At 61.0% G+C, this 14,003-nt stretch carries 14 protein-coding genes; 11 read left to right on the top strand and 3 right to left on the bottom strand.

The window, feature by feature from the left end; genetic code table 11:
- Positions 1-1,470 precede the first annotated feature (1,470 nt).
- The 8 genes from NKJ46_RS33530 (at position 1,471) to NKJ46_RS33495 (ending at position 8,637) form a co-directional block, all read left to right on the top strand.
- Complete coding sequence (locus NKJ46_RS33530) at positions 1,471-2,082, top strand: cupin domain-containing protein (protein WP_352671487.1); 612 nt, start codon at positions 1,471-1,473, stop codon at positions 2,080-2,082.
- Positions 2,083-2,198: 116 nt separating this feature from the next.
- Positions 2,199-3,137, top strand: coding sequence for an ABC transporter substrate-binding protein (locus NKJ46_RS33525; protein ID WP_352671484.1), 939 nt, complete (start codon positions 2,199-2,201; stop codon positions 3,135-3,137).
- A 70-nt stretch (positions 3,138-3,207) separates the two neighbouring features.
- Entirely contained in the window at positions 3,208-4,005 is a 798-nt protein-coding gene (locus tag NKJ46_RS33520) for an ATP-binding cassette domain-containing protein (RefSeq protein WP_352671482.1), read from the top strand.
- Positions 4,002-5,006 carry an ABC transporter permease gene (locus NKJ46_RS33515; protein ID WP_352671480.1) on the top strand — a complete coding sequence of 335 codons (1,005 nt, stop codon included), beginning with the start codon at positions 4,002-4,004 and terminating at the stop codon, positions 5,004-5,006. The genes NKJ46_RS33520 and NKJ46_RS33515 overlap by 4 nt, the downstream gene beginning before the upstream one ends.
- Before the next feature lie 4 nt (positions 5,007-5,010).
- Complete coding sequence (locus NKJ46_RS33510; RefSeq protein ID WP_352671478.1) at positions 5,011-6,099, top strand: phosphotriesterase family protein; 1,089 nt, start codon at positions 5,011-5,013, stop codon at positions 6,097-6,099.
- A gap of 28 nt (positions 6,100-6,127) precedes the next feature.
- On the top strand, positions 6,128-6,898 hold the full coding sequence (locus NKJ46_RS33505) for a glutamine amidotransferase (protein ID WP_352579663.1): 771 nt from the start codon (positions 6,128-6,130) through the stop codon (positions 6,896-6,898).
- A 3-nt stretch (positions 6,899-6,901) separates the two neighbouring features.
- Positions 6,902-7,810 carry a ribokinase gene (locus tag NKJ46_RS33500; protein ID WP_352671475.1) on the top strand — a complete coding sequence of 303 codons (909 nt, stop codon included), beginning with the start codon at positions 6,902-6,904 and terminating at the stop codon, positions 7,808-7,810.
- On the top strand, positions 7,807-8,637 hold the full coding sequence (locus tag NKJ46_RS33495; RefSeq protein ID WP_352671473.1) for a BtpA/SgcQ family protein: 831 nt from the start codon (positions 7,807-7,809) through the stop codon (positions 8,635-8,637). The genes NKJ46_RS33500 and NKJ46_RS33495 overlap by 4 nt, the downstream gene beginning before the upstream one ends.
- Before the next feature lie 36 nt (positions 8,638-8,673).
- Here the strand turns inward: NKJ46_RS33495 and NKJ46_RS33490 are convergent, their stop codons facing one another.
- From NKJ46_RS33490 to NKJ46_RS33480, 3 genes are all read right to left on the bottom strand, one after another.
- Entirely contained in the window at positions 8,674-8,883 is a 210-nt protein-coding gene (locus NKJ46_RS33490; protein WP_352671471.1) for a type II toxin-antitoxin system VapC family toxin, read from the bottom strand.
- Positions 8,884-9,054: 171 nt separating this feature from the next.
- Positions 9,055-9,300 carry a type II toxin-antitoxin system Phd/YefM family antitoxin gene (locus tag NKJ46_RS33485; RefSeq protein WP_352671469.1) on the bottom strand — a complete coding sequence of 82 codons (246 nt, stop codon included), beginning with the start codon at positions 9,298-9,300 and terminating at the stop codon, positions 9,055-9,057.
- Positions 9,301-9,752: 452 nt separating this feature from the next.
- Positions 9,753-10,040, bottom strand: coding sequence for a hypothetical protein (locus NKJ46_RS33480; protein WP_352671467.1), 288 nt, complete (start codon positions 10,038-10,040; stop codon positions 9,753-9,755).
- Between the two features lie 644 nt (positions 10,041-10,684).
- Between NKJ46_RS33480 and NKJ46_RS33475 the strand changes: the two genes are divergently transcribed.
- From NKJ46_RS33475 to NKJ46_RS33465, 3 genes are all read left to right on the top strand, one after another.
- Positions 10,685-11,929: an FIST N-terminal domain-containing protein gene (locus NKJ46_RS33475; RefSeq protein WP_352671465.1), complete on the top strand. Its 1,245-nt coding sequence runs from the start codon at positions 10,685-10,687 to the stop codon at positions 11,927-11,929.
- Between the two features lie 10 nt (positions 11,930-11,939).
- Positions 11,940-13,280 (top strand): ATP-binding response regulator, encoded by a 1,341-nt coding sequence (locus NKJ46_RS33470; RefSeq protein WP_352671463.1) that lies wholly within the window; start codon positions 11,940-11,942, stop codon positions 13,278-13,280.
- 70 nt (positions 13,281-13,350) lie between these two features.
- A complete protein-coding gene (locus tag NKJ46_RS33465) occupies positions 13,351-13,680 on the top strand; it encodes a hypothetical protein (protein ID WP_352671460.1) in 330 nt (109 codons plus the stop codon).
- Positions 13,681-14,003: the final 323 nt, after the last annotated feature.

Raw genomic sequence — 14,003 nt, 5'->3', positions numbered from 1 at the left:
TCACCACCGTGCCATGGCCGCTCGCCCTTCAGAGCAAGCGCCGTTCTCTCTCCAAAACTTTTTGCAGAACCTTCAGGACACTATCCAAATCATGCATATATGGTAGCGCCCCCTAAGACAAAATTACTCAATAATTTCCATGCTCCCACGACTAACGCTACCAACAGGATTCTCATCTCCGTCACGAGCAGTCATTCGGACTACGATCCGAGCGCGGTCGGCGGCGAACGGCGGTCGTTGAGTGTGCGATTGCTGCATGCATCATTGGCAGAGGGGCGTCCCAAGCTTCTGGTGAAGCCATGTTGAAGCCACGCCAACGACCGCCCGGCGTGCGCCGGCTGGTCGGAATGGATAGCCGCCGGGGTAACTTACGGCCCGTGGACAACGTTTTTAGATGGAAACGAGCATGCGAGCTCCCGAAAACGCGTGGAGGCGCCAACAGCAGACCTTTGTTCGGCGCAAGCGTCGTCCTGAAGTGGCCCAATACGGTCTTCCGCTGCGAGCGTCGCTTGCTGGAGCTGCGTTAAGTCATTCGGAGGCCAATGGTATTTTCAATGGAACGCTAATATACATGGAAACCCGAACGAGCAGCGCCTGCCAGATACTTGAGGAATGCCATGCGAAGGCTCATCTTTACGGCAATGTGTATCGCCGCCGCAACAGCCGTTAACGCCCATGATTGGTACGAAGACAAGATTGACCCACAGACTAAATTCAAGTGCTGCGGCGGTTCAGATTGCCGCGCCGTACCTCGGTCTTCGGTGCGGTCCAGGGTAGACGGTGGCTACACCTATTTGCCGCATAATTTCATCATCCCACGGGACCGTGTACAGGAATCCCCGGACGGGCAATACCATATCTGCGAAAATAAATATGTCGTAACCAATCAGCTGTATTGGCGTTGCTTCTTCGCACCTCGCGTCGATGTGTCTATACTTCTAAAGCATTAACCGCGCATCGCTTCCGCAATTCACATCCGCCTAGTGCTAGTCCATTAATCCTGTTGGACTTTCTTCAAAATTGTCGAAGCTCAGGCGGTGCGCGATTGCCTCAGGGATTTTTATTGAGTGCATCGCCGCCACCGAGAGCCCGCGCACCCTGGGCGTTCCTCCATAGGGCGCTGCCGCGGGTGACTCTGGGCGCGCTCCGCAAATTCGGTCACAGTCAGATTTTATCGTGTCGGCACGGTCGTGGTTGTGTAGATTGGCTGTCTGGCGCGCCTCGCCCGCGTCGTCCGAGTCGCACTCGCCACGTGACGCAACGCGGGAACGGTGACGCCCCGATGGCCAGCAAGCGACAGGGACAACTGGCGCGGGATCATCAGCACGGTCCATACGGGAGCAGCATTCGACAGACGCCGGTAGCTGCGGCTGCAGTCTCGAATTTGACGCACCAGCACTTGCAAATCGTCGGCCGAGGTCTTTTGCTCGCGCGATAGTTGCCCTTGACCATTGGATGGTTGGCGAACAGATGAACAAAATCGATCGACGGCGGCCAGAGTCAGAAACGGACGCCACCGTAAATGCCGCGAGACTTGGAACTCGGCTGCGCCTCGCCCGCCAGACACGCGGCATGACGCTGAAGACGCTGGCCGCGGCTGCGAATTGCTCGGAAAGCCTGCTGTCCAAGATCGAGAACGGCAAGGCTTCGCCGTCACTGCCCATGCTTCACCGTCTGGTCGAGGTTCTCGACACCAACATCGGCTGGATGTTCGAACAAGTCGATGACGACGAGGCGATCGTATTCCGGTCGGGCGCAAGGCCTTTGATTGCGCTCGACGCGCTACGGCGTGGCGAAGGAATTTCGCTCGAACGCATCATTCCGTATTCGCCTGGCCACCTCTTACAGTGCAACATCCATCACATCGAGGCAGAGGGCTCGAGCGAAGGCCCGATCCAGCACGCCGGCGAGGAAGTCGGCTATGTGCTCGCCGGCCGGATCGAGTTGATCGTCGACGGCAAGAGCCATGCTCTCGCCACAGGCGATGCGTTCGTGTTCAGGTCGGAGCTGCCGCATCATTACCGCAACATCGGCGAGGAACGCGCCAGCATTTTCTGGGTCAACACGCCGGCGACTTTCTGAGCAACGCTCTGCGTTCATTTGGATTGACAAATATTCAAGTCTCTTGAATGCTTGCCTCGTGCCTGTAGCACCAACGGGACCAGCCGAGGTCTGGTCCGCAAGCAAGGGGAACCGAAATGCGTCTGTTCAAACTTCTCGCCGGCTGTGCCGCCGCCATTGCCATGGGCTCGGCAGCCATGGGATCAGCGCTTGCCGATACGTTCGCTCTCGTCAACATCAACCAGCAGGCCCTGTTCTTCAACCAGATCAACGAGGGCGCGCAAAAGGCAGCCGACGCCGCCGGCGCCAAGCTGGTCATTTTCAACGCCAACAATGTGCCGAGCGCGCAGAACGACGCGATCGAGAACTACATCACGCAGAAAGTCGACGGCATCATTCTGGTCGCCATCGACGTCAACGGCGTCAAGCCTGCGATCACGGCGGCCAAGGCAGCCGGCATTCCGGTCATCGCCATCGACGCGCAGATCCCCGACGGCGACAATATTTCGTTCATCGGCGTCGATAACACAAAGGCCGGCGAGGACATCGGCAAATTCTACGCCGACTATGTGAAGACCGAGATGGGCGGCAAGGCCAAGATCGGTATCGTCGGCGCACTCAATTCGTTCATCCAGAACCAGCGGCTCGACGGCTTCAAGAAGGCGGTGACCGAAAGCGGCCAGGCCATCACCTTCCTCGACACCGTCGATGGCCAGAACGTTCAGGAGACTGCGTTGAGCGCTTCGGAAAACTTGATGACCGCCAATCCGGACATGAACTCGCTCTATGCGACCGGCGAGCCGGCCTTGCTCGGCGCAGTTTCGGCCGTGACCAGCCAGGGCCGCACCGGCGACGTCAAGGTGTTCGGCTGGGATCTGACCAAGCAGGCCGTTCAGGGCATCGACGACGGCTGGGTCTTGGCGGTGGTGCAGCAGGATCCGGCCGGCGAAGGCAAGGCCGCCGTCGAAGCGCTGGGCAAGCTCAAGAAGGGCGAGAAAATCGATCCGATCATCAATATCCCGGTGACGATCGTGACCAAGAAGAATGTCGACGAATACCGCGCGATGTTCAAGTAAACTGCGCCGGCGACCGAGCCGCGGCGCCGCTTCGCGCCGCGGCTCCCTTTGCAATCGCGTGGAATCCGAGATGAGCAGTGGCCAGACCTATCGGGTGCGGATGAGCGGCATCTCAAAGCGCTACAACGCCATCCAAACGCTCGATGACGTGTCGCTGACGTTGAAACCGGGCGAGGTGCTGGGGCTGGTCGGCGACAACGGCGCGGGCAAGTCAACATTAAGCAAGGTGCTGTCGGGGGCTGTGGTTCCCGACGCCGGCACCATCGAAATCGATGGCAAGCCGGTGATCTTCAGCTCGCCGGCGGACGCGCGTGCGGCGCGCGTCGAGATGGTCTACCAGGACCTGTCGCTCTGCGACACGGTCGATGTCGCCGGCAATCTGTTTCTCGGCCGCGAGCCGCGCCGCCGCATCGCGGGCATTTCTTTTCTCGACAAGAAGCGCATGCATGACGAGACGCGCCAGATGCTCGATCGGCTCGGTATCGTCATTGCCGACACGCGGCTCAAGGTCGAAAACCTCTCCGGCGGGCAGCGTCAGTCGATCGCGATCGGCCGCGCCGCCTCGTTCGAGCCGACCGTGCTGATTATGGACGAGCCGACGGCAGCGCTCGCCGTGGCCGAAGTCGAGGCGGTTCTCGAACTGATCCGCGCGGTCAGTGCGCGCGGTGTCAGCGTCATCCTGATCACCCACCGGCTGCAGGATCTGTTCCTCGTCTGCGATCGCATCCAGGTCATGTATGAAGGGCGCAATGTCGCCGAGCGGCTGATCGGCGAGACCAATATCGAAGACGTGGTCAATCTGATCGTCGGCCGCAAGTTCAGCGCGCGTTCCGCCACCAATGGCTATCGCGGTGGAGCGCCGGCATGAGCGACGCGATCCACGCCGCCCAGCCCTCACGAGTGCACAAGGGCACCTGGCGCGATGCGCTGCTCGCCAATGGCAGTGTCGTCTCGATCGCGCTGTTCTTTCTGGTCGTCTGCATCATCTTCTCGATTGCGACCGACGCCTTTCTGACGTCGCCCAATCTGTTGAACATCCTGCGGCAGTCGGCGCCGCTGCTGATCGTCGCCGCGGCAATGACTTTCGTCATCACCACCGGCGGCATCGATCTTTCGGTCGGCTCCGTGCTGGCGCTGGTGGCGACGCTGTCGGCGACGCTTTTGCAGTTCGGCGTGCCCTGGCCAGTCGTTATCCTCGCCATGTTGGCGCTCGGTGCCTTGCTTGGCGCGGTGCAGGGCTATTTCGTCGCCTATGAGGGCATCCCGTCCTTCATCGTCACGCTTGCCGGGCTTTCGGTGATCCGTGGCGTGGCGCTGCTGATCACCGGCGGCTATTCCATCCCGATCGAGCCCGGAAGCGCTTTCACCGTGCTGGGCCGCGCCTGGTTCCTTGGCGTGCCGGTGCCGGCGCTGATAGCGCTGGCGATCCTGGCCATCGCCTATCTCGCCTTCAACGAGACGCCATTCGGCCGCTATGTCACGGGTATCGGCGCCAACGCCGAGGCGGTGCGGCGTGCCGGCGTCAATACGCGGCAGACGACGCTGTTCGTGTATGTGATTTCCGCCACCGCGGCAGCCCTTGCCGGGATCATCATTGCTGCCCGGCTTGGATCGGGATCTTCGAATGCCGGACAGGGTTTCGAGCTGGAAGTCATCGCCGCCGTCGTGCTCGGCGGTACCAGCCTGTTCGGCGGCCGCGGAACGATCATCGGCACGGTGCTCGGCGCGCTGACCGTGGCCGTAATCGGCAACGGCCTGATCCTGGCGCATCTGTCGCCTTTCCTGACGCCGATAGTCACCGGAACGATCATCCTGATCGCTATCTGGCTGAACTTCCGCCTGTTTCGCGGCGCCGTGCGGAGCCGTTGAGCCGATGAGCGATCTGTTCGATGACGCGGTACCCAGGCAGCGGCTGCCAATCGGGGTCGAAACCGGCCATGTGATGACCGTGCTCGGCCCGGTTCCGGTCGAGGAGATGGGCATCACGCTGATGCACGAGCACATATTGCTCGACGGCGCGCGCAGCTGGAAATGCCCCTGCCATCCCAATGACATGGCGATCGCCGAGCAGCCGGTGAATATCGAGATCATCGGCGAGTTGCGCATGAACCCATACGTCAACCGCGACAACGTCTCGCTTGACGACGCCGACCTGGCGCTGTCGGAGCTGCAGCGCTATCGCGCGCTGGGCGGCCACACCGTCGTCGATGCCACCAATATCGGTATCGGCCGCGACCCCGAAAAGCTCGCCCGCATCAGCCGCATGTCCGGCCTGAAAGTCGTCATGGGCACCGGCTTCTATCTCGAGCACACCCATCCCGAATGGCTGAAGGCGATGGATGTGGACGCGGTGACCGAGTTCATCGTCAACGACGTCGGCGGCGGCGAGACGCAGCCGCCGATCATGGCCGGGCTGATCGGCGAGGTCGGCGTCAGCAAGGATTTCACCGCCGAGGAACGCAAGTCGCTGCGGGCTTCCGCGCGTGCCTCGCGCATCACCGGCGTGCCGCTGTCAATCCATCTGCCTGGCTGGGAGCGGCTGGCGCACGACGTGCTCGATATCGTCGAGGCCGAGGGCGCCGATCTTCGCCACACCGTGCTCTGCCACATGAACCCGAGCCACGACGACCCCGATTACCAGAAAAGCCTCGCCCGGCGCGGCACGTTCCTCGAATACGACATGATCGGCATGGATTATTATTATGCCGACCAGGACGCGCAATCGCCCTCCGACGAGGAGAATGCACGCGCCATCGCTGCCCTTGTCGAGGCGGGCTTCGGCGACCGCCTGCTGTTGTCGCAGGATGTATTCCTCAAGATCATGCTGACGCGCTTCGGCGGCTTCGGCTATGGCTATATCCTGAAGCATTTCATACCGCGCCTGAAACGCCACGGCGTCGAGCAGGCTGCTATCGACCGCATGCTGATCGCCAATCCAAAGAGCGTATTCGCGCGGCTCTGAATGGCCTCGAGTTACGACGGGAGTTCAAATGTCCAAGAAGAAAATCCTGCTTGCCGGCGAATCCTGGGTGTCGACCGCGACCCATATCAAGGGTTTCGATCAGTTTCCGACCGTTACCTACCACACCGGCGCGGACGAGTTGCTGGGCGCGCTGAAGGCGACCGACTTCGACGTCACTTTCATGCCGGCGCATGAGGCGCAGCGCGGCTTTCCACAGACGATGGAGGCGCTGTCCGCCTATGACGCGGTCGTGCTCTCCGACATCGGCGCCAACACGCTGCTGCTGCATCCCGACACCTGGGTACACTCCAAGCCGACGCCGAACCGCTTGCGCCTGCTGCGCGATTACGTCAGCGGCGGCGGCGGTCTATTGATGTTCGGCGGCTACTACAGCTTCCAGGGCATCAATGGCGGCGCGCGCTACCGCAAGACCCCGGTCGAGGACGTGCTGCCGGTGAACTGCCTGGCCTACGACGACCGCGTCGAGGTTCCCGAAGGTTTTGCGCCCGTGCCGAAACCAGGGTCGAGCCATCCCATCCTCAGGGGCCTCGGCTCGGACTGGCCGATCCTGCTCGGCTTCAACGAGGTGACGCTGAAGGACGGGGCCGAGGTCCTGGCCAGCGTGTCGTCGGACTATGGTTCGCTGCCGCTGCTTGTCACCGGCCATTACGGCAAGGGCCGCACCGTTGCCTGGACATCCGATGTCGGGCCGCATTGGCTGCCGCCGCAATTCATCGCCTGGCCAGGTTACAAGACCCTTTTCGAACAGATGCTGGGCTGGGCGACCGGTGAGAGCTGAGCCATGCATGTCCACGTCGTCGGCAATGCCTGCGTCGATACCGTGTTTCGCATCGGCCGCTTCCCTGCCGCGGGCGAGACTTTGAATGCCATGAGTTATGCCGACGGGCTCGGCGGCAAGGGCGCCAACCAGGCAGTCGCAGCAGCACGGACTGGTGCAGAGGTGACGTTCTGGACGGCGCTCGGCAAGGACCCTGCTGGCGCGTGGATCAGGAGCCGCCTCGACAGCGAGCTATCAAACCTTGAGGCGAGCGAATTCGAGCTGTCGAGCGACCGCTCGACCATCGTCGTCGATAAAGGCGGAGAGAATTTCATCGTCAGCGGCGTCGCCTGCAGCGAAGCCTTCGATCCGGTGGCGCAAACAGCACTTGCCCGCTGGATCGCCCCCGGCGATATCCTCGTCTGTCAGGGCAATCTGCGGGCCGCAGCGACCAATGCCTGCCTGGGGGCAGCAAAGGGAAACGGTGCGCGCACCGTCCTCAACGCCAGCCCCATCGATGCGGCTTCTGTGCCCGATCTCGGCCTGGCGGAGGTTCTGGTGGTCAACCAATCCGAGGCGAAAACCCTGACCGGCCGGGATGACATGACAGCAGCAGCCGGCGCGCTGGTGGCCAAAGGCGCCTGCACCGTCGTCATCACCCTCGGTGCCGCAGGCTGTCTCTTGCTTGGTGCGGGCCGGGCGGACCCAATTCGCTTGCCGGCGCCGTGCGTCGAAGCGCTCGACACCAGCGGCGCGGGCGATGTGTTCTGCGGCTGTCTGGCCGGCGGGCTTGCGCGGGGCATGCCGGTCATCTCGGCACTGGAGCTGGCGCTCGCGGCCGCCGCAATCGCCGTGACACGGCCGGGCACGCTGGCGTCCTGTCCTTCCGCCTCCGAGATGGCGGCACTCATCGATCAAATGGAGCTCTCATGAACCAGATCGGCCAATCCGGCGGCGACGCATTGTTAGACCTTTTTGGCCGCACAAAGGTGGTGATCGGCGTCGTTCATCTGGCGCCGCTGCCCGGCGCGCCCCGCTATGACGGCGAGGTTATCGAGGCGATCTACCAGCGCGGGCTCGACGACGCCAAGGCCTACCTCGACGGCGGCTGCGACGGCGTCATCGTCGAGAACCATGGCGACATCCCCTTCGCCAAGCCTGACGATATCGGCCCGGAGACGGCCGCCTATATGGCGGTCGTCTCCGACCGCATCCGCCGCGAACTCGGCAGGCCGATCGGCATCAATGTGCTGGCCAATGCCGCGATCCCGGCCTTGGCGATCGCCAGCGCTGCCGGCGCCGGTTTCGTCCGCGTCAATCAATGGGCGAACGCTTATGTCGCCAATGAGGGATTTGTCGAAGGCGAGTCTGGCCGCGCGGCGCGCTACCGCGCCAGGCTGCGCGCCAACGGCATCCGCATTTTCGCCGATGCCCATGTCAAGCACGGCGCACACGCCATCGTTGCCGACCGCCCGGTGGAGGAACTGGTCAAGGACCTGGTCTTCTTCGATGCCGATGCCATCATCGCCACCGGCCAGCGTACCGGCCACGCCGCGGATTTGGGCTACATAAGCATGATCAAGCAGGCTGCCGGCCTGCCGACGCTGGTCGGCAGTGGTGTCACCCCGGGTAACGCCAAGGATATCCTCGCCATTGTCGACGGGGTCATCATCGCCAGCGCGCTGAAGCACGACGGCGTCTGGTGGAACCAAGTCGACTCTGCTCGAGTGAAGGCTTTCATGGCTGGTCTGAAGCGATAGCTGACTACCCTACCGAGGGCTTGGGGTCCAGTTTGATCAGAGATGACGGACCGGCGCAGGATACTGCGCGACCAGATCGTCGACGGTCAGCAAAGTAATGCCTTCCACAATCGATTGAGCAATCACGATCCGATCGAAGGGCTCCTTGTGGATAGGTGGAAGCCCCTCCACTGCAATGGCATGCTCGCCGGTGATTGGCAGCTTATGATAGCCATTGTCGATCAGGCCCCGACGTAAAAGACGCATCGACCTTACAGTCAAGGCGGCCCAGACCGCGTCTAATGGCAATCTCCCGGGGAGTTGCGGCGCTGAACGTCAGGTGATTATCGGCATTCTCGATCTCAGCGAGGGCTGCGGGCGGGAGCTTTTCGGGCTCGCCCGCCGCCCAGAGCAGAAGATAAGTGTCGAGAAGAAGTTTCATGTATCGCCGCCAAACAGCTTTTCGATCTCGTCATCGGCCATGCGATCAAAATTGTCCGGAACTGAAAACTGCCCGGCCATAAACCCCACCCGACGCATTTCGCCGGCCGCAGGTGCGTCTATGGCAACCACCTTGACCATCGGCTTGCCGGATTTGGCAATAATGAAGGATTCGCCTTTGGCTGCCCTGTCGACAAGACGAGACAAGTCCGTCTTGGCCTCGTGGATATTGACGGTGCGCATTGCGGGCCTCACGACTTAGTCCATACAACTTAGTCTACATGGGGCCCCGATTTTCAAGTGTGTTTCAGTCAGTGAAGGATGCCGCATGCGGCCGATCCTTTCGGATCGGCCGCATGCGCTACAAGAAAGGAATTGAGAGGCCCCACAGAGTGGCGAGGATGAGCGAGTCCTAGATCAATCGTTTCAGGTCCGGCGCTCATTTGGTAGGGTACGACTTCAACAAAGACGCGTAATCGATTGTCTGAACTGCATTTGTTGGGACTACATCTCATCTGATGTTGGCCGAGCCTGTTGGTCCGCCATGCGATGTCGGAGTTCACAGTAGCGATTTTTGCCGAGCAAATGCTCTACGTCGCGCTAGGGCGGAAAGCGTAACGTCCGCTTTTAGGGCGCTGCACCACGGCGGCGACGAAGGCGATCGACGTGACGGGCGCCAAAAGCCTTACCTGGCTCTATGTTCCCTTCACGATTCTCGGTTTAGTCGGTCGGCGGGATTGAGCCGCGCTCTCGAGGGCCAGGGTCAACCGCTTCTCGTCTTCGATGGCGCGATCGACTGCCTCAATTTCCTCTTGGAGCACCTTCAGCTCGGCTCCGTAGCTGGAGCCGTCGCTGTCCCCGATCTGAAAGCCACTTGCCCGCATTGCGTCGCGAGTATGGTGCACGTTACGGACTCCTTCGCGTCGAGTCGCGACCAAGATTTCCCTAAACTCAACAAGACGTTCAACGTGATTGCGAGCCATTGCGTTCTCCTATTTCGTCGTCGTCGTCGCCGACGGCAATTCAGAACGGCCAAAACCTACGGAGATACTCTCGACAAAGCATGAGTGCGGAAGCTCAAATTTGAATGACTTGCAATAGCGTGAAATGCGTGGGTCTGCGGTTCCCCCAACGAGACTCCGCCCATGTAATCAGTAAAAAGTCGAGTGCGAGAATGGCCCGGGCCATGGACGTCCCGCCATTCCCGGTCGAGTTTTGACCTGCGGCGGCTGGGCAGGCGTGGGTTGTGTAAAGCATCTCAAGCAACTGCTCTCCGTCGATCAGCTCCAGGTGCAGCTTTGACTTCGTCTCTCGGGCCTTCCTCGGTAGCGCTCGCGCTACTTTCGAGGCGGTGGTGACGAATATCTCCGGCACCCGCGAAGACCTTGCTCCCACGAAGTTTCGCACTCTCTTTTACGGATTTATCATCAGTCGTGATGCTGCGCTTTACTTGCGCTGCCCGCTGGATGACGCAATTGTCACGCAAAGCCAGAAAACGGCGTAAGCGAACGCGATGGCCGTGCGATGCGGCCTTCCGTCTGTGAGCGGCTGCGCGGACGTCGTCAAACGGCAGAAACTTCAAATCCATCATGTTGGCTCATTGCCAAAGCCCCGCTTCGAGACAACAATGACCTCGACGCCGGCGCGCCAGACGCGCACAAAAAAGCGTCGGAGGAAATGGAGGAGGAAGCCGCTGGCCAAGTCACGGACGCGCTATGCATGCGGCCTTTCGGTACTCACCACCGACGAATCCGACGCGGATGCGTTCGCCCGGGCGGTGGCAGCGGAAGCAGCGGCCATTGACGCCGGGTTTGCCCTCCTGTTTTTCTCGCAGAGCCTCATAGAGGCCTTCGCCCTGTCGGAAGCGCTGAAGACCCACGCGCCGGCGCTCCACTATGCCGGCTGCTCGACGGCCGGTGAGATAACGCCCAAGGGGCTGGAGGAAGGCCAGGTCCTGGCTATGCTGCTTCCCTCCGTATCGTTTTCGGCAGCCAGCACCATGGTCGAAAATCTGTCCTCATCGGGCATGGACGGGATTACCGGCGAGGTCGAGGCGCTGAGGCGTTCGTTACGCGAGCGCCTCGGGCACGAGCGGGCCGACACCACTTTCGCACTCTGCTTGATCGACGGGCTGTCCTACGCCGAAGAAGCGGTGACCTCCGCCATCCATTGGGGGCTCGACGACATCCCACTGATCGGCGGGTCGGCTGGTGATGATTTGAAATTCGAGACAACGCGGCTGATCTCGAACGGCAAAGTGACCTCCGACAGCGCCATTATCGTGCTGATCACCACGGAAATTCCTTTCCACGTGTTCAAGACCGACAATTTCGTTCCCACCGACGAGAAGCTGGTGGTGACGGCATCCGATCCCGACCACCGCATCGTGCGCGAATTCAACGCCACGATTGCCGCCGAGGAATATGCCGCCTCGGTCGGCGTCGTCGCGCAGATGCTGACGCCACTGAGTTTTGCCTCGCACCCGGTGGTGGTGAAAGTCGGCGGCGAATTTTACTGCCGTTCAATCCAGAAGATGCACGCGGACGGCTCGCTGTCGTTCTTCTGCGCCATCGACGATGGTGTCGTGCTTGCCGTCGCCCAGCCCAAGGACATGGTCGAGGCGACCCGCGCCGCGCTCAGCGACGTCAGCGAAAGGCTTGGCGGCATCGACCTGATCCTCGGTTTCGACTGCGTGCTGCGCCGGCTCGACGCGCGCAACCGGCAGGTCTATCGCGAGATTTCGGAACTCTACAAGGTCAACAACGTCCTCGGCTTCGGCACCTATGGCGAACAGTACCGTTCGATGCATCTGAACCAGACCTTCACCGGCATCGCCTTCGGTGAACGCAATGCGGCCAAAGCGGCGGAGTAGGAAATCCGGGATGCCGCTCAGGAACATCGACGACCTGGAAAGGCTGAAGAAGATAAACGCCGCGCTGATCAGCCGCGTCGAGCGTTCCATGGACCAGCAAGGCAATGCCTTTTCGCTGTTCCAGACCGCCATTTCGCTCGAGAGCCGGGTGCGCAGCCGCACCGAAGAGCTGCATTCGACTTTGCGCCGTCTGGAGCAGTCGAACATCGACTTGAACGCGGCCAAGGAAAACGCCGAGCTGGCGAACCTGTCCAAGACCAGGTTCCTGGCGGCCGCCAGTCACGACGTGCTGCAGCCGCTGAACGCCGCGCATCTGTCGGTCTCGGCGCTTGCCGAAGTACAGACCAGCGACGAAGGCAGAAACCTGGTCCGCCAGGTCGAGCGATCGCTGGAGACGATGGAGGACCTGCTCCGTACCTTGCTCGACATTTCCAAGCTCGATGCCGGCGTCGTGCAGCCCGACATCACCGATGTCAGCCTGGAGACGCTGTTTTCGTCTCTTCGCTCGGATTTTCAGCCGGTCGCGGAGATGAAGGGGCTGACGCTGAAGTTTCGGCCAGTCAATGCGCTCGTTCGTTCGGACCGAACCTTGCTGCGACGCATCCTGCAGAACATCCTGTCCAATGCACTGCGCTATACCCGCTCGGGCGGCGTGTTGGTCGGCACCAGGCATCGCGGCGACACGATCCGCATCGACGTCGCCGATACCGGCTGTGGCATCCCCGACGACCAGCGCGAGGCGGTGTTCGAGGAATTCCATCGCGGCGTGATCCCGACGGATGCCGGGCTTGCCGCCGGCGGGCTGGGGTTGGGGCTGGCCATCGTGCGCCGCATCGCAGCGGCACTCAGCCATCCCGTCACGTTTTCGTCGAAGGTCGGACATGGCACGATTTTCCATATCGACGTTCCGGTCGGGATTGGCGACACGGCCGATCCCGTCGCCAGCACCGTCGACATGGAGCGGCCGCGCGGCTACGGTCTGTTCGGCACAAAGGTGCTGCTGGTCGAGAACGATATCGAGGTGCTGCAGGCGATGACCACCCTGCTCGAGCGCTGGCAATGCCTGGTGCGCCCCGCCACCTCGACCGGTGACGCGCTCGACTTGCTTGGCGATACCGACTGGTTGCCAGATATTGTCATAGCCGACCAGCATCTCGACGGAGGCGACCTCGGCACTACCACAATCGCCGAAGTCCGTGATTATCTCGGTCGCGCCGTGCCGGCGCTCATCGTCACCGCCGATGGTTCGGAGACAATAGCCAACGCCGCCCGCGCCGCCGGCATCGAGCTGATGCGCAAGCCCCTGAAGCCAGCGCAGCTAAGGGCGCTGCTGGCGCATCTGCTGGCTTGAACTGGTCGTATCTTCCCAGCACATGGGCCACCGTAATTCCAGCCATTACTTGTGCCTAAGGGTAATTCATATGAGGCAGATTCACTTCTTCGCGCTAAAGGACGATCTTCTTCCCGTACTGGAGGCAGTAGAACGTGAAATTTCGATAAAATACATCCTCATGGGTCTTTTTCCCAAGATGGAATTCGACTCTTTTAGCAATGGAATGCAAATTCCAGCTCTTGGGCAATCAACCACTGAATCGGCTTCTAGCGATCGATCATTTCTTGTCACTGGCCACGCTGTGCCCATTGAGGTGAGGCCGATAAAAACACCTTCCGGCATCCGGTATTCGCTAGATCAGCTTGGCAATCCGGACGTAACTTTTTCCCCTGGTGGCAATGGACTGAAGACGTTGTGATAAATGGCCGCGTGGCAACGGTCTCCGACACGCCGCTTGCCCAGGAGCTAATGAAGACTTTTAACAGAGCAGTCAAAAAGCAATTTAGTAAAATTAAAGCATTCTACGTTGGACCGCGGGCCGCCATTTTACTAGACGCGGGAAAGCGGCTAACTGCTGCAGAGCAATCGCCGCGTGAATTTGATCTGACTAGAGAGGCGCGGGTTGCTTAGCTGGTGTCGGGAACGTGAGAGCCGTGGCTAGTCTAGTTTCCGTCCACAAACGCCCATTTTGGTGAGCGTTTACAGAGGTTTGCCGCAGGAAGAAACGTCGTTTGCGGTACC

It is taken from the genome of Mesorhizobium sp. M0166 (assembly GCF_040322255.1).
Taxonomy (GTDB): domain Bacteria; phylum Pseudomonadota; class Alphaproteobacteria; order Rhizobiales; family Rhizobiaceae; genus Mesorhizobium.
Note: the sequence above shows the minus strand (reverse complement) of the source record. Positions and strands in the feature narration are given on the sequence as shown.